Source organism: Paenibacillus sp. CCS19, assembly GCF_033239625.1.
Taxonomy (GTDB): Bacteria; Bacillota; Bacilli; order Paenibacillales; family Paenibacillaceae; genus Paenibacillus_T.
Window position 1 is genome coordinate 228,354 of the sequence record NZ_BTCK01000002.1, and the last position, 23,162, is coordinate 251,515.

Annotated in this window: 16 protein-coding genes and 1 pseudogene; 14 read left to right on the forward strand and 3 right to left on the reverse strand. The window is 50.3% G+C overall.

The window, feature by feature from the left end; genetic code table 11:
- The first annotated feature begins 1 nt into the window (after window position 1).
- From SBI19_RS03070 to SBI19_RS03085, 3 genes and pseudogenes are all read left to right on the forward strand, one after another.
- Window positions 2-895, forward strand: coding sequence for an ABC transporter ATP-binding protein (locus SBI19_RS03070; protein WP_317964821.1), 894 nt, complete (start codon window positions 2-4; stop codon window positions 893-895).
- A gap of 583 nt (window positions 896-1,478) precedes the next feature.
- Window positions 1,479-3,005, forward strand: a pseudogene (locus tag SBI19_RS03075) (glycoside hydrolase family 43 protein); the annotation flags it as partial.
- A 428-nt stretch (window positions 3,006-3,433) separates the two neighbouring features.
- A complete protein-coding gene (locus SBI19_RS03085; protein ID WP_317964823.1) occupies window positions 3,434-5,500 on the forward strand; it encodes a family 43 glycosylhydrolase in 2,067 nt (688 codons plus the stop codon).
- A gap of 190 nt (window positions 5,501-5,690) precedes the next feature.
- Here the strand turns inward: SBI19_RS03085 and SBI19_RS03090 are convergent, their stop codons facing one another.
- The 3 genes from SBI19_RS03090 to SBI19_RS03100 are packed head-to-tail and all read right to left on the reverse strand — an operon-like array spanning window position 5,691 to window position 7,926.
- Window positions 5,691-6,122 (reverse strand): DUF3237 family protein, encoded by a 432-nt coding sequence (locus tag SBI19_RS03090; RefSeq protein ID WP_317964825.1) that lies wholly within the window; start codon window positions 6,120-6,122, stop codon window positions 5,691-5,693.
- A gap of 56 nt (window positions 6,123-6,178) precedes the next feature.
- Window positions 6,179-7,111 (reverse strand): alpha/beta hydrolase, encoded by a 933-nt coding sequence (locus SBI19_RS03095; RefSeq protein WP_317964827.1) that lies wholly within the window; start codon window positions 7,109-7,111, stop codon window positions 6,179-6,181.
- 47 nt (window positions 7,112-7,158) lie between these two features.
- Window positions 7,159-7,926 carry a helix-turn-helix domain-containing protein gene (locus SBI19_RS03100; RefSeq protein WP_317964829.1) on the reverse strand — a complete coding sequence of 256 codons (768 nt, stop codon included), beginning with the start codon at window positions 7,924-7,926 and terminating at the stop codon, window positions 7,159-7,161.
- Between the two features lie 286 nt (window positions 7,927-8,212).
- On the opposite strand from SBI19_RS03100, the gene SBI19_RS03105 reads away from it, so the two are divergent.
- The 11 genes from SBI19_RS03105 to SBI19_RS03155 all read left to right on the forward strand — a co-directional run bounded on the left by SBI19_RS03105 (window position 8,213) and on the right by SBI19_RS03155 (window position 23,126).
- Entirely contained in the window at window positions 8,213-9,616 is a 1,404-nt protein-coding gene (locus SBI19_RS03105) for an ABC transporter substrate-binding protein (RefSeq protein WP_317964831.1), read from the forward strand.
- An 87-nt stretch (window positions 9,617-9,703) separates the two neighbouring features.
- On the forward strand, window positions 9,704-12,592 hold the full coding sequence (locus SBI19_RS03110) for an extracellular solute-binding protein (protein ID WP_317964833.1): 2,889 nt from the start codon (window positions 9,704-9,706) through the stop codon (window positions 12,590-12,592).
- Window positions 12,593-12,609: 17 nt separating this feature from the next.
- A complete protein-coding gene (locus tag SBI19_RS03115) occupies window positions 12,610-13,569 on the forward strand; it encodes a carbohydrate ABC transporter permease (protein ID WP_317964835.1) in 960 nt (319 codons plus the stop codon).
- Window positions 13,570-13,573: 4 nt separating this feature from the next.
- Complete coding sequence (locus SBI19_RS03120; protein ID WP_317964837.1) at window positions 13,574-14,449, forward strand: carbohydrate ABC transporter permease; 876 nt, start codon at window positions 13,574-13,576, stop codon at window positions 14,447-14,449.
- A 16-nt stretch (window positions 14,450-14,465) separates the two neighbouring features.
- A complete protein-coding gene (locus SBI19_RS03125) occupies window positions 14,466-15,938 on the forward strand; it encodes a hypothetical protein (protein ID WP_317964839.1) in 1,473 nt (490 codons plus the stop codon).
- Entirely contained in the window at window positions 15,928-16,554 is a 627-nt protein-coding gene (locus SBI19_RS03130; RefSeq protein WP_317964841.1) for a Yip1 family protein, read from the forward strand. Before SBI19_RS03125 ends, SBI19_RS03130 begins: the two co-directional genes overlap by 11 nt.
- A 17-nt stretch (window positions 16,555-16,571) precedes the next feature.
- Entirely contained in the window at window positions 16,572-19,124 is a 2,553-nt protein-coding gene (locus tag SBI19_RS03135; protein WP_317964843.1) for a DUF5696 domain-containing protein, read from the forward strand.
- A complete protein-coding gene (locus SBI19_RS03140; RefSeq protein ID WP_317964845.1) occupies window positions 19,121-20,032 on the forward strand; it encodes a carbohydrate ABC transporter permease in 912 nt (303 codons plus the stop codon). The genes SBI19_RS03135 and SBI19_RS03140 overlap by 4 nt, the downstream gene beginning before the upstream one ends.
- A gap of 34 nt (window positions 20,033-20,066) precedes the next feature.
- Window positions 20,067-20,999 (forward strand): carbohydrate ABC transporter permease, encoded by a 933-nt coding sequence (locus SBI19_RS03145; RefSeq protein WP_483312236.1) that lies wholly within the window; start codon window positions 20,067-20,069, stop codon window positions 20,997-20,999.
- A gap of 100 nt (window positions 21,000-21,099) precedes the next feature.
- Entirely contained in the window at window positions 21,100-22,422 is a 1,323-nt protein-coding gene (locus SBI19_RS03150) for a glycoside hydrolase family 10 protein (protein ID WP_317964849.1), read from the forward strand.
- Between the two features lie 101 nt (window positions 22,423-22,523).
- Window positions 22,524-23,126, forward strand: coding sequence for a class I SAM-dependent methyltransferase (locus tag SBI19_RS03155; protein WP_317964851.1), 603 nt, complete (start codon window positions 22,524-22,526; stop codon window positions 23,124-23,126).
- Window positions 23,127-23,162: the final 36 nt, after the last annotated feature.

Genomic DNA, 23,162 nt, shown 5'->3' on the forward strand with positions numbered 1-23,162 from the left:
TATGATTCATTGCGAAGGGCTTGTGAAGATCTACAAGACAGCGGATCTGGAGGTCGTTGCGCTGCAAGGGCTTGACTTGACCGTCGAGAAGGGAGAGCTGATGGCGATCATCGGCAATTCCGGCAGCGGCAAGTCGACGCTTCTCAATATGCTGGGCGGTCTCGACAAACCGTCAGCCGGCAAGCTGTTCGTCGACGATAAGGACCTGCTGACGTTCCGAGAGCGGGATCTGGTGAAATACAAGCGGGAATCGGTCGGGTTCGTGTGGCAGAACAATGCCCGCAACCTGATTCCCTACTTGACGGCGCTCGAGAATGTCGAGCTGCCCATATTGCTGCGAGGCCGTCGTCGTCGTACACGTGCCCTTGAGCTGCTCGATGCGGTCGGCCTCAGTCATCGCGTTAAGAATCGACTGAGCGAGCTGTCCGGCGGCGAGCAGCAGCGGGTAGCCATCGCCATCGCGCTGGCTAATGAGCCGCGACTATTGCTGGCCGACGAGCCGACCGGCTCGCTCGATACGAAGACGTCGAACCAAGTACTCGATCTGTTTCGGACGCTGAACCGTACGATTGGCATTACAATCGTAATCGTCACGCATGATCCGCTGTTGGCCCGCAAGGTAGACCGTGTCGTTCAGATTCGGGACGGCAAGACGAGCGCGGAGATGATTCGCAGAGTTTCCTATGCTGACGAATTGTCGCAGCTGGATTCGGAGCATTCGGAGCAGGAGTCGGAGAGTCATATCGAATATGCGGTGCTGGACAAGGCAGGGCGGCTGCAAATTCCGGCCGGCTACCTGGATCTGGCCAGCTTCAAGGACAGCAACAAGGTGCGCGTCGAGGTGGAGGATGGCCGCATCGTGCTGTATCCATCTGAGGAGACGAAGACGGGTTAAACGCAGCAGTGAGTCTATTCTTGCAGTGTGAGCACGATGAAGACTCTGGAATAATCGAAGTTTTCACAGGCGCAATGGCTATTGAAAAACTGCTTCTCTCGAAACGAGCTTGATAGACAGCCGTTCAAGAGAGCAGTTTCTTTTTTTTTGTCTGCGTTTCTATGCTGCCTAGCAAATCCTCTTAGAGCGATGCCCGAGACCTTTGAGAATGATGGTGGTTTTTTTTACTGCTTATTCTCGTTCCGATCGGAAAGGAATGAAATTGACAGCTTGCACTCTTTTTTTTACATATCACGATCGCCCCAAGATGTAGGGAAAGAAAAAAGAAAGAAGCGATAAGAAAAGGAATGCATTCTGATATAGTTCGTTAGATTCAATTGTTATAAATTCAATATTTTTACACCAAATGAATAAGAAATTCTATTTTTCGGAAAAAGAAAGCGCTTTATTATGAAGGGGGACACCAATGTCTCGCACCGCACTATCGAAGAGGAAGGAGGAAGGGCATCGAATCGGGCAACTGTCGTTCAGGTTTATGCAACAGTACCAATCAGAACCTTAATATCAAAGGAGGTAATGTATTATGTTTAAGAAATTGTGTTCTTTACTATTATCGCTCTCCGTTCTGCTGAGCTGTTTATCCTTAACGTCCGCGTATGCCGCTAACAGCTCTATTGCAAAAACCCCTGGAAACAGCAATCCATTGATGGATCACAAATTAGGGGCGGACCCTTTCGCTCTGACCTATAACGGTAGGGTCTACGTCTACATGTCAAGCGATGCTTATGTTTACAACAGCAACGGAACGATCAAAGACAATGATTTCAGCGCTTTGAATAAAATCAACGTGATCTCTTCCGCTGACATGGTGAACTGGACAGATCATGGTTCCATTCCGGTAGCGGGAAATAACAATGCAAATAATGGTGCTGGCATTGCTAAATGGGCGTCGCTCTCTTGGGCGCCGTCGGTCGCCAAGAAGACGATTAACGGCAAGGATAAGTTTTTCCTCTATTTCGCGAATGGCGCATCGGGAATCGGTGTACTGACATCGGATACGCCGATAGGACCATGGTCAGATCCGCTTGGCAAAGCGCTCGTGACGCTCAATACGCCAGGCATGTCCGGCGTTACCTGGCTGTTTGATCCGGCAGTGCTCGTAGACGACGACGGTACAGGTTATCTGTACATGGGCGGCGGCATCCCGAATAATTCAGATCCGGCGATCATCGCGAATCCCAAGACAGCCAGAGTCATCAGGCTAGGTGCCGATATGACGAGTGTTAACGGAAGCGCCGTCATGATTGATGCCCCTTATATGTTCGAGGATTCGGGCATTCATAAGTACAACGGCAAATATTACTATTCCTACTGCATCAATTTCTCAGGTACGCATCCGGCCGCTTATCCGGCAGGCGAGATCGGTTACATGGTGAGCAGCAGTCCGATGGGACCGTTCACGTATGCGGGCCACTTCCTGAAAAACCCTGGCGCATTTTTCGGAGGAGGCGGCAATAACCATCATGCGGTGTTTAGCTTCAATAACCAGTGGTATGTCGTGTACCACGCCCAAACCGTCAGCCAAGCGCTATTGGGATCGGGCAAAGGCTACCGCTCGCCTCATATCAACAAGCTGTTCTATAACGCGGACGGAACGATTCAAGAAGTGCAAGGAAACATGGCTGGTGTTAGTCAGATTGCCAATCTGAATCCTTACAATCGAACGGAAGCGGAGACGATCGGCTGGAATGCAGGGATTGCGACGGAGGTTAGCCAAGCGACAGGCGGGCCTTTCAATAACATGGACGTGACGAATATCAGTAATGGAGATTGGGTCGCTGTAGGCAATGCCGATTTCGGCTCGAGCGGGGCGAAATCATTCAAGGCGAATGTTGCATCTACGGTAGGTGGCAGTATCGAAATCCGTCTTGATAGTCCGACAGGTACGCTCGTCGGCACCTTGAATGTGCCTTCTACCGGTGGAACGCAGAACTGGCAAGAACTAAGTACAACAGTAAGCAATGCGACTAGCGTGCACAAGGTTTTCTTTGTGTTCACGGGATCGAGCGCCAGCAGTTTGTTCAACTTTGATTACTGGCAGTTCTCGCAAAATTCATCGACCTCGAATGGAACAAAGGTAGAAGCAGAGAATATGACGGTCGGTGGAACTTATGGAGGAAAGATAACCTCTCCTTTCAGCGGCGCCGTGCTTTATGCGAACAACGATTATGCTTCATATAATCAATACTTCGCATTTTCTACCCATACCTTCTCGCTTCGCGGTGCATCCAGCAACGCCTCGACAGCGCGGGTCGATCTGCAAATTAACGGAACGACGGTCGGTTCCTTCTATTTCACCGGAACGACGCCAACTGTCCAGACGTTGTCTAATGTCTCGCATGCGACAGGACCCGTAGAAGTCAAGCTAATCGTAACAACCGATAACGGCACATGGGATGTCTTCGTCGATTATTTGGAATATACCAACTAATCTTCCGAAGCAGGTTTGCAAATCTATCCAGAGAAGGAGAATCCAGCGTGAATAATAGAGGTAGTAAACGTAAAGGCAGACTCAGGAATATTAAGGCTTTCAGCTTCCTATTGGCATTCGGAATGCTATTATCGTTTAACGTTCCTGCATTCGCCTGGCAGTCGGATAATGGAGACGGGACGTTTACGAACCCGATTCTGAATGCCGATTACCCCGATATTAGTGCCATTCGCGTAGGAAGCGATTTCTACATGGTCAGCTCCACTTTCGTTTCGTTCCCATCGGTGCCGATTATGCACTCCAAGGATTTGGTGAACTGGGAAATCATCGGATATGTGACGGCGAATCTAGACGGAACGGGAAAGTCGTATACGTTAACCAATACGTTTGAAGATTATGGGCACGGCAGCTGGGCGCCGACGATTGCTTATCGCAATGGTACTTATTATGTTGGCTACTATCAAGCGCAGGGCAAGTTTATCATGTTCACAGCCACGAATCCGGCAGGTCCTTATACGAAGACGGTGTTCAGCCAAGGCTTTCACGATCCAGGCTTATTCATCGATGATGACGGGACCGGATACATCATATCTGAAGCCAATGATGTGAAGATTTCGAAGTTAAGCGCTGATTACAAATCGGTTGTAAGCAGTACGGTTGCGACGCGGATCGAAGGAGTAACCGGCAGCTACCTGGTAGAAGGAACGCATGTAATGAAGCGTAATGGATACTATTATATTTTTCGCAACTCTACGCCGCCGGAATCCTATACCTACCTGCTGAGATCCAAGAACATTTATGGTCCTTATGAGATGAGGATACTGTTAAATGGCCCGACAATTCCAGGCGGAGCTCAGATACATCAAGGAGGTCCAATTGATACGCCAACCGGCGAATGGTGGTTTTACGCCTTTCAAGATGGAAACGGCTTGGGGCGTAGAGATATTCTAATCCCGATGCAGTGGCAGAACGATTGGCCGATACTAGGTGATCCTGCTACGGTTCGCAATGTGACAATTGGAGGCATCAGTTATCCAATGGGGAGTGTGCCGGTCACGTACCGTAAACCGAATGTCGGGTCAACTTATCCCATTATGACGATTCCGAATACCGATGAATTCTACTCTTCCTCGCTAGGCGTACAGTGGCAATGGAACCATTATCCTGACAATACGAGATGGTCGTTAAGCGAGCGTTCAGGTTACTTGAGATTGCATGCGAAGAATGCCAATAGCCTGTGGAGAGCAACCAACACCTTGACGCAACGGGTGGAAGGCCCTGACTCTCAAGGAACGATCGAGCTGGATACAACCAATATGTTGGATGGAGACAATGCAGGACTAAGTTTGCTCAATATCCCTTATGGTTGGATAGGGGTGACTAAGTCCGGCGGTGTGAAGCGAATCGTTGCTACGATCAATGCGAAGGAAGATGCGGCCGGTACTGTTGCCACTGGGCCGATTCTGAATAGCAATCTTGTATATCTAAGGGCTAATGCGGATCTGCTAACGAACAAAGCGACTTTCTCGTATAGTACGGATAATGTGAATTTCATTCAGCTGGGCGGCCAGTTGAATATGCCGTTTGACCTTGGTTTCTTCCAAGGCGACAAATTCGGCATTTTCAACTATACAACAGCGGCTTCCGGCGGATATGTTGACGTCAACTGGTTCCGATTCCATACTTCCGCTTCTGGTAATGGAGGAGGTAATGGAAGCAGTGGAAGCGGGACTACGTACGAAGCTGAGACAGGGACGTCCTTAACCAATTCTATTGTGGAGACGTTGAATACAGGGTATATCGGCAACGGTTATGTCAACTTCAATGCTGCGACCGACGCGTCTGTGCAATGGAACAATATCTATTGTGCGATCACGGGAACGAAGAATGTGAAGTTCCGGTATGCGCTCGCTTCGGGTACAAGAAATCTGGATGTATACGTGAATGGAACCAAAGTGGTCAGCAATGCGGCATTCACTGCGACCGGAGGTTGGACGACGTGGGCAGAGAAGACAATCCAGGTGCCAATGAACAGCGGGACGAATACATTACGAGTTGCAACGACTGGAACGGAAGGGCCGAATATCGATAGCATCAATGTCTCAGCACAGTAGAATATGATAAACATAAGCCACCTGGTTGAACAATCAGGTGGCTTATTGATGCGGAAGAAGACATTAATTAAGCTGACTAACATTGACGTCAAGGATAGTGCGAGTATTGATGATTATAGCAAAACAAGCTTACGCCATATCGGCGTAAGCTTGTACGTAGTTAATCCTATATTGAACAGCATCCAACTTGTTATTGAACCCATCTATAAATGATAATATCGACTCCCGATTCAGTCGGAAACCCTTCGCCTAGGAATAGATCGTTATTCCACGAGGATAATGCCTTGCTATTCGTTATGATCGAAGGGCGAGTACGGAACAAGGCGTCGTTCCATTGCTTGTTGGCATCGCCATTGTTCTCGATGTAGATGCGGCAAGCATGGCCTTCGTAATCTTCGCCTTCCAGCATGTACCTGGCAGACAGCGTATGCCGTCCGCCGGGCCTTCCGATCACCTGCGTATCGATGCCGCCTTCAAGTATTTTCCCTTGGAACAATTCTCCCGTCGCCTTGCCTGAGAAGGAAATCATAACGACAGAATCGCCCTCGTCATTACGCAGTTCGATCGTTTGCTCGATACGAACATGTATGGTTAGCACTTTCTCCAGCTTCTCCAGCTCCATGCAGCCGACCTCGCTTACTTCAATAGATTCAGAGCCGTGCCAATGTCTATGCCATTCTATTCAACGTCATGTTGAAAAGGAGGCTTATCGACCCTCGGCCGATGCAGATTGGCAGCCAGGAACCTCTCTGTAATGTCCAGCACTTGAGGGCTCCATATGCCTGCCCCATGATCCGCGCCGACTACTTTATAGAGAGTTGCGTTCTGCCCGCTGTTCTTAAGCGCCTTATACATTTCGATGCTCTGGTTAACGTGTACGATCTGATCGCTGTCGCCATGAACGATGAGAAACGGAGGGAGTCTCTTATCCAGATTCTGATGAATCGGGCTTGCTTTCTTCGCCAATTCGATATGTTCCGGAACACTCCCGCCAATGAGCAGCCCCTCAGGTGAATCGGCGGCATCATGGTCGAGAATGTCATTATATTTGCCCAACGTCAGCAGGTCCGACACGCCATAGTAATCGACAACGGCGCTGACCTCATCCGATTGTTCGCTATAGAGGCCGTTATCGTATTCACCAATGGTAAGACCAGTCATTAAGGCAAGATGCCCGCCCGATGAATCTCCCCATACCGCAACTCGATTCGGATCTACGCCATACGTTTCCGCATGTTTGCGCATAAAACGAATCGCACATTTGACATCCTCGACAGGGGCGGGAAACCTAGCAATGTCTGTATGCCGAATCTCGACGCTTGCAACGACATACCCTTTGGCTGCGATATGGCTGAGATTCGGAATGGCTGCATATCGATCTTGCGGTCTCCAAGCGGAGCCTTGAATGAATACGACCAGAGGAAATTTATAGCCGGCCCGATGAGGAACGATGATTTGCAATCTTCTAGCTTCTTCCCCGTATTGGGCATAGACGACATCTGGCCGATAGGAGCAGGAATAGTAGGTTCCTCTCTCGGCATAATCGCCATATAGAATCTGGGTTCCCTCTGGTATTTCGTTTGCTGCGATGTTTGCTGCTTTCTTATTCATCCCGACTATCCACCTTTTCGTTTCATGTTTGTTTCTATTATAAACGATTAGGCCGTAATCGAAATCATCTTCCGAAACTCATTCGCGCTTACGCCTGTATACGCTTTAAATTTCTTATAGAACCAATCCATCTCCGTATACCCAACCTCGTTGGCGATTTCATAGATCTTCATATCCGTATGCTCTAGCAAAAACTTAGCTTTCTCCATCCGCTTCTGAAGCAGATATTCATTGAACGTCATATTCTCATGGCTCTTAAACTTCTGGCCGAGATAGGAGTAGTTGAAGTGAAAAATATTTGAGATTTCCTTAAGCGTAATGTTCTGATGCAGCGATTCTTCAACGAATTCCTTTACTTTATCAATAATATTGGAAGGAGCAGAATTAGGCGTCGTCAGGTCTTCGGGCAATATTGTAAGCGCTTTACTTTCTGCGCCGATGAATTCTTCCAGTTCACGTTCGACTCGACACAAGCTTGCTTGCAACTCGTCAGGCGAGATGGGATCCGGCAAGTAATCGCTGACTTGATAACACATCGCTTTGCGAGCGAGCTGAAAATCATTGTCACCGCCAAGCAGAATGATAGGTACACGGCTTGTTTCTCTAATTTGCTGGCAGAGACGAATGCCGTCCACCTGTGTGCATTTCATATTAATAAGCACAAGTGCGTACGGCTGTCTGGCGAACATGGCCATTGCCTCTACTCTTGTAGATGCATGATCCTCCAAGGAAAAGCCTAATTCTCTCCACGCCAGCAAATTGATCGTCGTGTCCTTGGATTGTTGAGCGGCGTCGACTAGCAGCACCTTATACACGATGATTACCCCCCTATTACGATGAGAAACGAAATTCATTTGAAAACGGTATCAGTCATTACTTTTTCATTATGTAAAAAGGGGAGACTGTCAAACAACGTGCTTTTCTTTGCATCGCTAGCAGATGTTTACCTCATCGCAATTTTCACGTAAAGGAATGGATGCTGCTTTCGGTGCACCTATATTTTGACGGGTATAACACCTAAGCGGCGACAGGTTGTTGCCTCACATTTGTAAGCGCTACACTTTTTCGTGTAAGCATTCATTCCTAACGGGGGGACAAACAATGCGCAACAAAATGATGATGCTGATGGCCGCAATGGTGCTGGTTCTATCAGCGTGCGGCAGCGGCGGTACCAAAGACGAAGGCAGCAAAGGTACAGATGCAGCTAACACAAGCACGACCGAACAAACGGAAAGCACGGACACTGGCGAAGATACAGCTCCTGCTGACGAAACAGATCCGGCGGCTGACGATGCAGCGTACAAAACGCCAGACATGGACTTCGATCTCGGCGGCCGTACGATCAAGGTTGTATCCTGGTGGGATATGACGATCGGCGAAGACAACCCGGACAACATTCAGAAGAAGAAGAACCTGGAAGAGTTAGAGAAGAAGCATAACTTCAAAATGGAGTATGTTGCTATTGATTACGGCGAGTATCAGCAAAAAGTAACGGCATCCCTGCTGTCGGGCCAACCGATCGGCGATATCGTGCGTCTGGGCAAAACGTATACGGTGCCTACGCTCGTTAAACAAGATTTGATTCTCCCGATCGATGAGTATACGAAGAACACGAACGTATTCAACCAAACCATGACGAACCAGCTGTACACGTACAATGGCCGCGGTTATGGCTTCACAGAAGACCAAGGCAACCTCGTTCAAGGTATTTTCTACAATCGCAAGCTGATGAATGAGCTCGGCGTGAAGCCGCTCCAGGAATATGTCAATGAAGGCAACTGGAACTGGGATACGTTCCTCCAAGCTGCCAAGGACGCTAACAAAGACACGAACAACGACGGCAAGCTTGATGCATGGGGTCTGGCGAACAGCGGCCTTGTTGAAATGCTGCTCATGTCCAACGAAACAGGCTTGACGAAGGATGACAAGCAAAACCTTGACGATCCGAAGACGCTTGAAGCGCTTAACTTTGAATCGAAGCTTAAGACGGAGAAAGTTCCTAGACCGACAGAAGGCGGCGACTGGACAGAGCCAGGCCAGTTCTTCCGTCAAGGCAACACGCTCATGTATGCAGGCGCGATGTGGGAAATCGGCGGCTTGAAGACGGATATGCCGGATGCGGATATCGGCTTCGTACCGTTCCCTAAAGGTCCAAGCGCGTCCACGTATCACTCTTACGAGGGCTTGCTCCAAGCGCTTACGATTCCGAAAGGCGTTAAAGATCCTGACAAACTGATGTACATCTGGGAGAAAATCAACGACATCGATTCGGTATATGACTACCCAGGTCAAGCTTCCTTCGAATCGAACTTCTCGAACGAGGACGATATCAACAACGCGAAGACGGTACAGCCGAACCTGTTGGTGTTAGATCATAACACGTTCCCTAACCTCAAGTATTATGACTTTGTTGGTGAAATCGACAGCGGCACATCGGTATCGACGGTTGTTGAGAAGTACAAACCAGTATTCCAATCGGCGATTGACGAAATTTACAAAAAATAAGTTCGATATCGCTTAAAGGCAGTCCCCATTTAGAAGCTTCTAATGGGGACTGTACATTTTATGTCTTTCGCTGCAGGAGGGAGAAGAGTGAACATCAGAAAGAAGAACTACGTCGCGATCATACTAGTTCTCGCTGTACTGTTAATGTCGGTTTGGGCGTTCTACCCTTCGAGTTCAACAGACAAGAGCCGCGTTCAGGCGATGGCTGATTTTACTGCTGTTACTGCATCGGCAAGTGACGACAGCTATGACATGTATCTGAAGAATCATCAAGCAGCAGCACGTCCGGACAGCGTCATACGCATCGAGGGCGAGAGCTACAAGGCAGTGCAAGGAGACGGATTTCAAGTCGTCGATGAGCAGGGAGCAAAGGCTGTTCTGACACCGGAAGAAGGATCGATCAGCTGGGACGTACCTGTCGAGCAGGCAGGGCTCTACAATATTCGAGTCCGTTATTTGCCGCTGGAGGGCAAGAGCTCGGCGATCGAGCGTCAGATTGAAATCAATAACAAAGTGCCGTTCAGCAGCGCGGATATTATTACCTTCGACCGCGTATGGGGCAATCAGTCCGATGAGATTAAGCGGGACGACAGAGGCAATGACCTGCGACCAAGACAAATCGAGAAGCCGGTATGGCAGATTGAATCCGTATCGGACCGCAACGGTTATTATGACGAGCCCTACTCTTTTTACTTCGATAAAGGCATGCAGAACCTTAAGCTGACAGCCATGCGCGAGCCGATGGCTATCGATTATATCGAGTTGTATCGCAATCCTAATGTGAAGACGTATGCAGAACTGAAGAGCGAATATGAGGCTGAAGGGCTACAACCTGTCGATAACCAGTATGTTCTCATTCAGGCGGAGAATGCTGTCTACAAGTCTTCTCCGACCTTATATCCGTTGATGGACAGATCAAGCCCGACAGTCATCCCATACGATGTATCCAAGTTACGAATCAATACGATCGGCGGTTTGAACTGGAAGCTTCCAGGCCAGTGGATCGAGTGGGAATTCGATGCGCCGGCGGATGGTTTATATCAAATTGCTTTGAAAGAGAAGCAGGATCAGCTGCGCGGCATCTTCGCGACGCGGAGCCTGACGATTGACGGCGAGTATCCATTCAAGGAAATGAAGCGGCTGCGCTTCGACTTCGGGATGGATTGGAGCAATAAAGTGCTCGGCAACGACGAAGACGAGCCTTACCTGTTCCATCTGACGCAAGGCAAGCACCGCATCCGGATGACGGTGTCGCTTGGTGAAATGGCACCGCTGCTCCAGACGATCGAGTCGAGCGTCCTTCAATTGAACGAGATGTATCGCAAAATCATTATGATTACATCGAATTCGCCGGATACGCTGCGCGACTACCAGCTGGAGAAACGGATTCCGAATATGATCCAGGTGTTCCAAGAACAATCCAAGACGATATCTAGCGTTGCAAAGTACCTAGAGCAAATGACGGGCGAGCGAAGCGACAAAGTATCGGTGCTCTATACGCTCGTTAAGCAGTTGGATGACATGGTGAAGAAGCCGGAGACGATTCCGGGACGACTCGCTTCCTTCAAGGTTAACATTGGCGGTCTAGGCACTTGGATTCTCACCGTGCGCGAACAGCCGATTACGCTGGACTATTTGGCTGTATCATCGCCTGGTTATAAGCTTCCTCACGCCCAAGCTACATTCATGCAGGATGTGAAGCATGAGCTTGGCGGCTTAGTCGCCTCTTATACAGAGGATTATGACAGCATCGGCAACACGGGCAAAAAGAACCGTTCGACGACGGTATGGATTACGACGGGACGCGATCAGGCGCAGGTGCTTAAGAACCTGATCGATGAGACGTTCACGCCGGAGTCGAATATTTCGGTCAGCTTGAAGCTGGTTCCTGCCAACATTCTTCTCCCGGCAACGCTAGCCGGCGAAGGGCCGGACGTTGCCATGCAGATCGGTGAAGATGTGCCAGTCAACTATGCGATGAGGGATGCGGCAGCAGATCTGAAGCAGTTCCCGGATTACGATCAGATCGCTTCCCGTTTCCGCGAGAGCGGATTAACGCCATATCGCTACGGCGGCGGAACGTATGCCCTGCCAGAGCAGCAATCGTTCCCGATGTTGTTCTACCGCAAAGACATCCTGAAGGAGCTCGGACTAGAGATTCCTAAGACCTGGCAGGATATTTACAACATGATCTCCGTGCTGCAGAAACACAACATGGAGTTCTGGCTGCCGATCGAGCAAGGCAACGCCAATATGGTGCCGAATGCGACGTTCTCGGCGCTGCTGTACCAGAACGGCGGCGAGTTCTACCGGGATAACGGCAAGAGCAGCGCGCTGGACTCGGATATTGCCATGAACGTATTCAAGAAATGGTCGCAGTTCTATACGAACTACAAGTTCCCGCTGATTGCCGATTTCCCGAACCGTTTCCGCACGGGAGAGATGCCAATCGGTATTGCCGATTATACGACGTACAACATGCTTACGGTCCTCGCGCCGGAGATCAAAGGGCTGTGGGATTTCACGATTGTTCCCGGCACTGAACAAGCCGATGGAACGGTTGACCATGCGGTCGCAAGTCATACGACCGGCGTCATGATGCTGAAGAATGCGAAGGACAAAGATGCTGCATGGGAGTTCATGAAATGGTGGACCTCCAAGGAAACGCAGATTGCATACGGCCGTGAGATGGAAGGTCTGATGGGCGAAGCGGCGCGTTATCCGACGGCGAACGTCGAGGCGCTCGAAGAGCTGCCTTGGCCGGTCAAGGACTATCGCAATCTGGAAGAGCAGTGGCGTTGGGTGCTTGGCATTCCGCAGGTTCCAGGCGGCTACTTCACGGGACGCCATCTCGATAATGCATTCCGTAAGGTCGTCAATGCCAATGAGAATCCGCGCGAAGCGCTGTCCGATTACATTCTCTACATCAACGACGAGATTGCGGTCAAACGGCAAGAATTCAATCTAGACCAATAGTTAGGGGGTGGAATACGATGCAAGCCGAAACAATCAGTCCTGCTGTCTCAACTGACCTCGTCCATCCGAAGAAGCAATCGAAGCTGGGGAATCTGATGCGTGAGATCATCAAGAATAAGCATTATTACCTTCTGATGAGTCCATACATGCTAATCTTCTTTGCTTTCACCGTTATTCCAGTCGTTATATCCATTACGCTCAGCTTCTTCTATTTCAATATGCTTGAGTTTCCGCGGTTTATCGGATGGCAGAACTACTCGCGGCTGTTTCTGAACGATGACGTGTTCATGATCGCCCTGAAGAATACGTTCCTCTTCGCCGTCATCAGCGGTCCAATCAGTTATATTGCCTGCTTCTTATTCGCTTGGATCATCAATGAGCTCTCGCCTAAGGTCAGGGCCATCATGACGCTCGTGTTCTATGCGCCGTCGATCTCAGGCAACGTCTTCTTCATCTGGCTCATCGTGTTCTCGGGCGACCGATACGGTTATTTGAATGGTTTCTTGATCAAATGGGGCTTCATTCTTGAGCCGATCCAGTGGCTGACGAACGAGAAATACATTCTGCCGATCATCATGATCGTGCAGCTGTGGCTCAGCCTCGGCACGAGCTTCCTGGCCTTCATCGCAGGTTTGCAGACGATCGACAAGTCGTTGATCGAAGCAGGTGCGATCGACGGTATCCGCAATCGCTGGCAGGAGCTGTGGTTCATTACATTGCCGTCGATGCGTCCGCAGCTCATGTTCGGCGCCGTCATGCAAATTACCGGATCGTTCGCGGTTGCGGACATCTCGATAGCGCTTGCAGGCTTCCCGAGCGTCAACTACGCCGGTCATACGATCGTTACGCACTTGATGGACTTCGGCACCATTCGTTTCGAGATGGGTTATGCGTCCGCCATTGCAACCGTGCTGTTCGTCATTATGCTCGGTACGAACATGTTGACGCAGAAACTGCTGAGAAGGGTAGGGGAGTGACCAGGTGGCATCCAAAGCATTAGGCGTCTTGCGTGCGCCGAGAAAACTGAATCGCTCTTTTGCCGTCAGTTTCTTATTGTTCTTGTTCCTAGCGGTATTCGGCGCTTTCATGGTGCTGCCGCTCATCTATGCGATTAACAATGCGTTCAAGCCGCTTGATGAGCTGTTCATCTTCCCGCCGCGGTTCTTCGTTCGCAATCCGACGACGGATAACTTCTACGACTTGGTTGCGCTGATGGGCAACTCGTGGGTACCGCTGTCGCGCTATATCGTCAATACGCTCGTTATTACGATTATTGGCACGGTAGGCCATATCATCCTGTCGTCCGCAGCGGCGTATCCATTGGCGAAGTTCCGCTTCCCAGGCTCCAAAGTATTGTTCTCGATCGTCGTGATGTCGCTTATGTTTACGGGTCATGTCACCGCGATCCCGAACTACATGGTGATGTCGTGGCTGGGGTGGATCAATACGCATGCTTCCATCATTATTCCGTCGCTTGCATTCCCGCTTGGCCTGTTCTTGATGAAGCAGTTCATGGAACAGATTCCGGATGCACTGCTGGAAGCGGCGAAGATTGACGGCGCCAGCGAATATCGCATCTATGCGCAGATCGTGATGCCGAACGTGAAGCCGGCATGGCTCACGCTCATGATTCTTCAGTTCCCGGCACTATGGGGTTCCGATGGCGGTAACTTTATCTACAGCGAGAACTTGAAGACGCTGCACTATGCACTGGGTCAAATTACAGCCGGCGGTATCGCGCGAGCCGGCGTCGGTGCAGCAGTCGCGCTCATCTTAATGATCGTTCCGATCACGCTCTTCATCATTTCGCAGAGCAACGTCATTCAGACGATGGCGACTTCGGGAATGAAAGAGTAGAGGGGGGACTTGGACGATGCGTAAGAGCAAACATACTTGGAGAATTCTACTCTTGACTGCGCTGTGCTGTCTGATAGGCGCAAGCCTGGGTGGAACGCTTGCATACGCGGATACCAGCGCGTCTTCCTATAACTATTCGTTCTGGGGAAGAACCGTTGCCGCACCTGCAGCCTACAAGGCTGCGACTGTGTTGGATGGCAAAGGGCTAGGCATCGGGGCGCTTAAAGACCCGAGCGATATGCATGTAACGCCTGACAACCAGATCTATCTGCTGGACTCCGGCAACAATCGAATCGTCGTATTCGACAGTCAGTTCAAGCTCATTCGCACGATTGACTCTTTCATGCGGGATGGGAAGCAGGAGACGTTCAACAATCCGCAAGGCTTGTTCGTTACGCCGCAGAAGCAGCTGATCGTAGCGGATACCGGCAATCAACGAGTCGTCGAGCTGGATGCGAACTTAGCCGTTATCAAGGTCATTGATCCGCCGCAATCCGAATTGCTGAACGCGAACTTCAAGTTCCAGCCGGTGCGCGTTATTGCAGACCAGGCGCATCGCATCTATGTCATGTCTGTCGGTGTATTCGACGGTTTCATGGAGTTTAATCAGAACGGCGAATTCACCTCGTTCATCGGTGCGAACCGAGTCAAGGTCGACCCGACGGAGCTGCTGTGGAAGCGGCTGTCGACGCGGGCGCAGCGCAGTCAGATGGTCATGTTCACGCCAACCGAGTTCACGAACCTTGACATTAACGATGAAGGGTTCATCTATGCAACGAACGGCGATGTATGGGGAGACACGGTTAAGAAGCTGAATGCGCAGGGCAATGACATTCTTAGAAGAACGGGTTACTTCAACCCGAAGGGCGATATTCGATATACGACAGAGCAAGGCCCCGGTCGATTGATTGATATCGATGTAACCGATAGTGAAATGTACTCCGTGCTCGATGGCGCGAGGGGCAGAGTGTTCACTTACAACGGCGACGGCCACTTCATGTATATGTTCGGCGGAATCGGCAACCAGCTGGGGCAGTTCAAAACGCCTGTCGCCATTGAACGTGTCGGCGACGACTTCCTCGTATTGGATAAAGCGTTCGGCGAAATTACCGTATTCAAGACGACCGAATACGGGCGTACGTTGAACGAAGCTACCCGCAGCTATTATCGCGGCGACGAAGAGAAGGCATTCGAGCTCTATAACAAGACGATCAATATGAATGCCAATCTCGAATTCGCTTATTCCGGTATCGGCAAGTCCCTTCTTCGCAAAGGCGACTACAAGGAGGCCATGCACTATTTTGAAGAAAGCTATGATCGCGGCAATTACTCGAAGGCGTTCCTGCTGTATCGCAAGCAGGTGCTCAAAGAGCATTTTCCGACCATTATGACGGGAATTGTTGTCGTTGTCATCGCAGCCTTCGCAGCTAGGGTGCTGTGGAAGAGGAAGAAGCTACGCAGAATAAGGGGTGTTTCGATTGAATCGTGAGTTGATTAAATATCCGTTCTATATCATCATGCATCCCTTTAACGGATTTTGGGATTTGAAGTACGACCGCACGCAGCGAAATAACCTTATCATCTCGTTCGCCATCTTGTTCTTGTTGATTATTACGAACATTATGAGCACCGAGTATAGCGGATTTCTTGTCAACATCATTAATCCAGACGAGATGAACTCCCTAATGGAGATCGCGTATGTAGTCGTGCCCGTTCTTTTCTGGTGTGTGGCGAACTGGTCGCTGACAACGTTGATGGACGGGGAAGGGAAATTCGTCGAAATTTTCACATCGACTTGCTTTGCGCTTGTTCCGATGATCGTTATTAATTTCCCTTGGATCTGGCTTAGCAAAGTCATCTCTTTGCAGGAAACGGCTTTCTATTATTTCTTCAGCAGCTTCGCTGTCTTCTGGTCGTTGTTCCTGCTATTCGTAGGAAATATGACGATTCACCAATATTCGCCATCCAAGACGATCGGTACGATCCTGCTGACGGTAGTGGCAATGGGCTTTATTGCTTTCATCTGCCTGCTGTTCTTCAGCTTGACGCAGCAAATGATCTCGTTCGTTAACGTGGTCTATAAAGAGCTTGCACTGAGGAAATAGAGAGAGGGGGAGGGAGAATGAGCATGGCCCGCAATGCCTTGCTATGCCTAGCGCTGCTGATCGGGCTTGCACTTGCAGGCTGTTCCGGCTCGCAGACGTCCGCACAGGAAGACGAGATGGAACAATACGTTACTGCATTCAAGTCCGGATCTGCACTTAGCAATACGTTCAGCGATAACCGAGCTGCCGGTATGAAGGGGATCAGCCAGAATGACCGATTGGCTTTATTCATCGACGATCAGACAGGCACGATTGCCGTTCTGAATAAACAGTCGGGCGAAATGTGGTACAGCAACCCGGCTGACAGGGACAAAGACTCGGCTGCACAGGGCGTCAATAAAGCGCTTCTGTCTTCGCAGATGAACATCGAGTATTACAACAACTTCGGACAATCGAACTCGATTAATACGTTTACGGACAGCGTTTCATACAAGCAGGTCAAGTATGAGTCGATCGACCAAGGCGTTAAAGTCACCTATGAGTTCGGTACGGCAAAGAAATCGGCTGCCGATCTGCCTCTCATGTTAAGTGCGGCTCGCTTTAAAGAACTGTCCGATAAACTCGATAAGACGGGCAAACGCGCACTGAGCATCGCGTACAAAGAGAAAGCAGACAAAAGCGCCTATGATCGCAATGACTCCGCATTGAACGGGCTTCAGCTGGATCGTGCCTTCAAGGCGTTCGAGGATGCCGGGTATACCGAAGAAGACCTGGAGAAGGATATGCAGGAGCTTGGCTTCACGCAGGACAAGGTGATTCCACGTATCTTCTTCGCATCCATCGAGTACAAACTGGACGGCGACAGCCTTGTTGTGAAAGTGCCGCAAGCGGATATCCATGCGCCAAGCGCCTATCCGATCGCAACGATCTCGCTGCTGAGCTTCTTCGGCGCAGGCGGGAAGGATGAGCAGGGCTCGATGTTCGTGCCGGATGGATCAGGCTCTCTTATTCATTTCAACAACGGGAAAACCCAGTATCCGGCCTATCAACAGCTGGTATACGGCGATGATCTAACGACGAAGACGGTTGAGGACGCAAGCTATGAGCAAGCGGTACGTCTTCCGGTATTCGGTATGATTAAGGAGCATGGGGCGATTCTTGGGATCATTGAAGAAGGTGCGGCTGTTGCTGCCATTAATGCGGACATCAGCGGCAAGCTGAACAGCTACAACTACGTCTATCCTTCGTTCACGTTGACGAACAAAGGCTTGGTTACGTTGACGGCGAACAACCAGGAGCGTACGCTGCCGCATTTTCAAGAGGATCCTCTGAAGACCGATTTCACGGTGCGATACGCCTTCCTCAATGGCAGCGATGCCAATTATCCAGGCATGGCGAAGTACTATCAGCAATATCTGGAGAAGCATGACGGCCTGCCTGCGAAGCAGACGGAATCGAAGACAAGCGATGCTCCATTCTATCTGCAGCTTGTGGGCAGCATCGCCAAGGATAAGCATTTCGTCGGCATTCCGTATACGTCGCTCGAATCGCTTACGACCTTCAAGCAGGCGCAGGATATGATCAGCCAAGTGCAAGCGAAGGATATTGCGAACATTAAGCTCAAATATTCGGGTTGGTTCAACGGCGGCCTCGACCATAAAGTACCGGATCATATTAAGGTAGACGGTGCGGTCGGCGGCAGCAAAGAGCTGAAGAACCTGATTGCTTTTGCACAAGAGCATAACGTTACATTGTTCCCGGATGTGGCGGTGTTGACGGCTAACACGGGGTCGGATTTCAATGAGAAATCGAATGCCTCACGTACGCTGCGCGGTGTCGTTGCGGAGTTGTATCCGCTCGATAAGGCGCTCAATCGCCGGGACCGCACGAAGTCGCCATCCTATGTCGTCTCGCCTCGCGTTGTCGGTGATTATGCGAACGACATCGTGAAGGGGATGAAAGGTTACCAGACGGGCGGAATCTCGCTTCGCGACCTGGGCAGTCAGTTGAACAGCGACTATCGGAAGAATCAGCAGGTGGATCGGGATGAATCGGAGAACATCTCGACCTCGGCATTGAATACGATTCGTCAGAGCGGCATGAACATCATGGCGCAAGGCGGCAATGCTTATGCGCTGCCATTCTTGTCTGATATTACGGACGCACCGATGTCCAACAGCAGCTTCAAGCTGGAGGATGAGGCAATTCCGTTCTACCAGATGGTTATCCGCGGCTACATCAATTACACGGGCACACCGTACAACCTGACCTCCTATACGGATGAGCGGGAGTATATTCTGAAGTCGCTGGAATATGGTTCGGGCGTCTACTTCGAGTGGATCCACGAGCCGAACTATAAGGTCAAGGATACGGATAACAATGGGCTGTACGCGGTCAATTACGAGCTGTGGATGGATAAGGCTGCCGACATCTATCATGAGGTCAATGACGTGCTCAAGCACGCGAGCAATCAGCCGATCGCTTCTCACGAGAAACTGAGCGAAGGCGTGTATAAGACCGTATACGCTAACGGTTTCTACGTCATTGTGAACTATAATAGCTCGCAAGTGCAGGTTGACGGCAAACAGCTGGAAGCAGAGAGCTATATGACGGGTGGTGTACAATCTTGAAATCCATAATGAAACTCGGCATGAAGCAGCGGACTTATGCAGAGCAGAAGGCGTTCTGGGGTTTCCTCTATGTACTGCCTTGGCTGCTCGGATTTCTTCTCTTCTTCCTTGTGCCCTTGATCACTTCGGTGCGGTATAGTCTAAGCTCCATTGAAGCGAAATCGGATGGCATGAAGATTACGTATATCGGCTTCGATAACTTTATCAATGCGTTGACCGTTAACACAAGCTTCAATCGCACGTTGACGGATTCGATCGTGAATGTGGTCGTCAATGTGCCGCTCATCGTTATTTTCAGCTTGTTCTTGGCCGTGCTGCTGAACCAGAAGTTCATTGGCCGGGCGCTGGCAAGATCGATCTTCTTCCTGCCGGTTATTCTGGCTTCGGGCGTGATCGCCAATCTGGAGATGAACAGTCTGGTTCAAGAGCTTGTACAGCAGAGCGCTTCGGGCGGTTCATCTGCGGGCATCGGCACGTTCGAGATGGAACGATTCATGCTGCAGGCCGGCGTCAGCGAGAATATCGTCATGTATTTGACGGGAGCAGTCGATCGGATCTACACGATCGTGAGTCAATCGGGCGTGCAGATTCTAATCTTCTTGGCGGGCATTCAGACGATCTCGCCTCAGCTCTATGAAGCTTCCAAGATGGAAGGAGCGACTGGATACGAGGCATTCTGGAAAATCACGCTGCCGATGGTCAGCCCGCTTATTCTCGTCAACGTCATCTATACGATTATCGACTCGTTCTCAGGCAGCCAGATGACGGAGCTCATTAAGACGACGGGCTTCAATAGCTTTGATTTCGGACTCAGCTCGGCGATGGCTTGGCTGTACTTCATCGCCATTATGATTATTCTCTCGATCAGTACGTTTATCATCTCGAAGAGAGTCTTCTATCAAGATTAGAGGGAGCGTGAGAGCGTTGATATTGGCCCGATTAATGTCGATTGAATCGTGGAAGCGTGGGCTCTGGTCGATCGTTCGACTCGTGCTCATTGCAGGGTTATCCTTCGTAATCCTGTACCCGATTCTACAGAAGATCTCGACAGCGATTAAAGATAAGAGCGATCTGTACTCACCGATCGTTGTCTATGTGCCGGAGCATTATTCCTTGGATAATTTCAAGAAAGCCATCTCGATCATGGACTATTGGCATACGCTGATCAATACGTTCTCCTTGTCGACGATGACGACGCTGCTCACCGCAGCGTCGTGCGCGCTTGCCGGTTATGCCTTCGCCCGGTTGAAGTTCAAAGGAAGCGGAATTCTGTTCTTCGGCGTTGTACTCACGATTCTCGTCCCGCCGACAACGATCCTTATTCCGATCTATATGAACTTGAAGGATTTCAATCTATTGGGATTGGTTCCTCTACTGACGGGCGGCAAGTCGATCAACCTGCTGGATTCGTATTGGCCGTTCGTCTTGACGTCGCTGACTGCAAGCTCGCTTAAGGCAGGCTTGTACATCTTCATCTTCCGGCAGTTCTTCCGCGGCATTCCGAAGGAAGTAGAGGAAGCGGCTTATATCGATGGTGCAGGAGTAGGAACGACGTTCTGGCGGATTATGCTCCCGAACGCGATTCCGGCCATTGTGACGGTGTTGCTCTTCTCGTTCGTATGGCAGTGGAACGACAGCTTCTTCACCACAACGTATCTGACGAGCAGCAATGTGATGTCGCTGCAATTGTCGTCGCTGCCGCATAATCTATCGATCATGCTGGAAGGCGGCGTAGCAACGAACAAAGATCCATTCTATATGAGCATGGTGCAGGATACAGGCATTCTGCTTGCGATTCTGCCGCTTGTCATCATTTATTTGTTCGTGCAACGTTACTTCGTTGAGAGTATTGAACGTACAGGCATTGTTGGATAAACTTGGTTTAACGGGAGCGCTTGCGGGAGATGGCCATTAGGGTCCGCACCTGCAGGCGCTCCTCCTTATGTGACAAGGCAGATGAGGAGGATGGGTTCCATTGAACAATCCGGTTGCACGGATGGGGATCATCATTGCAGCAATCGTTATATCCGTATTTCTAGCCCTTCTATTATTTCTTAACCGAATGGACGATCGCAGCAAGGATTCGAACGAGCCTGTGACTGCTGCAGAACAGGTGGAAGATGGTTCGAAGACCGATGCGGCAGCAGAAGCAGATGCTGCGAAGCCCGCTGAAGATGCAGCGGCTGCTTCTGACGAAGAGAAGGAGGCGACTGATACAGCTGCAGCTGTGGAGCCTCCTCCTGCGCCATCCGTCGAGATGGACATTCCTTCGCTGAAGGATGTGTTCCAAGATTATTGGCCGATCGGAGCAGCGATAGAGCCGAACGAGACGACGGGGCTTCACGCAGACCTGCTGAAGAAGCATGTCAACTGGCTGGTGGCGGAGAATGTGATGAAGCCCGATGCGATTGAGCCGACGGAGGGTAACTTCAATTGGACCAATGCCGATAAGCTGGTTGCCTTCGCGAAGGAGAACGGCATGCAGCTTCGCTTCCATACGCTCGTCTGGCACAACCAGGTAGGCGGGTGGTTCTTCCAGGATGAGAACGGCAATGCCATGGTGGACGAGACCGACCCGAAGAAGCGGGAAGCGAACAAGAAGCTGCTGTTGAAGCGTCTCGACAACCATGTGCGGACCATTGTGTCGCGTTATAAGGACGATATTAAGTCTTGGGATGTCGTGAACGAGGTCATCGAACCCGGCGATCCGGATGGCATGCGGGCAAGCGATTGGTACAAAATCGCAGGCGTAGACTATATTGAGACCGCGTTCCGTTCAGCACGCGAAGCGGGCGGTCCGGACATTAAGCTGTACATCAACGATTACAGCACGGACGATATGAGGAAGCGCGACCTTCTGTACGATCTCGTAAAGTCGATGCTGGATAAAGGCGTACCGATTGACGGCGTCGGGCATCAGACGCATATTAGCGTTGCAGGGCCATCCGTCTTCTCCATTATCGATTCCATGAAGAAGTTTGCCGAGCTGGGACTCGATAACATTGTGACGGAGCTCGACATGAGTCTCTATGCATGGAATGACCGCTCCGATTATGGCAATAACATTCCGGATTATGTGCTGAAGAGTCAAGCGGACAAGTACCGAGAGCTGTTCGACGCATTCAAGGAGAACAAGGATATCCTTAGCGGGGTTATGTTCTGGGGCATTACGGACGAACATTCATGGCTCAATACGTTCCCGGTTACGCGGACGGACGCTCCTTTGTTGTTCGACCGACAGCTGCATGCGAAACCAGCATTTTGGTCAATAGTTGACCCTTCCAAATTACCACAATAGTCCCTATAATAGGAGGACGAGATAGATACAGACGGCATAGGAGCAGTGCGTGCATTGAAGTCGCGCCTGCTCCTTTTGCTCGCTATAGGGAGTGATAGAGAATGGAAGAGAAACTGTTTAACTATTATTTGGAGCTTAAGGGACCTGAAGCAGGGGAATGGAATTCGTCGCCTGACAATTTGTATGCAGAGTGCATGACGCGCGTGTATGTGAGAAAGGAATTCGCGGTCATCGATGGAATGCGGGTATGCAATGTTGGAATCGGTACGGGAGATTGGGATGACTATCTTGGCTATTGGTTGAAGGGGAAAGGACGGCTGACGAGCATCGATATCGACAGCGGCATCTGCGAGTTGTTCGCGTATCGGCAGAAGCGAGAGGGCCATCCGAATCCGTCGGAGGTTATGAATCGCAGCATTTTCGATCCGGAGCTGCCTCAAGGCGCCTTTGATCTTGTCACGCTGATTGGCTCCGCCATTCAAGAAGCGGGTCAGTTCGAGCAGTGCCTGGATGCCTGCCTTGGTCTATTGAAGCCAGGCGGCAGCCTTATGTTCATGGCGAACCAGAAGCAATCCCCAGTTAGCAGACTTGAGCATTATGTAGAGGACCGAAGCGCGATTATGGAGCAGTTGGAGAGGCATGAGATGTTCGTCCGTTATCCCTTCCATATCTCGACGATTAGAAGGGGCTCGAAGAAGCAATAGATAGAAACAAGATTTAAACAGGTTGTTGGTGGAGGA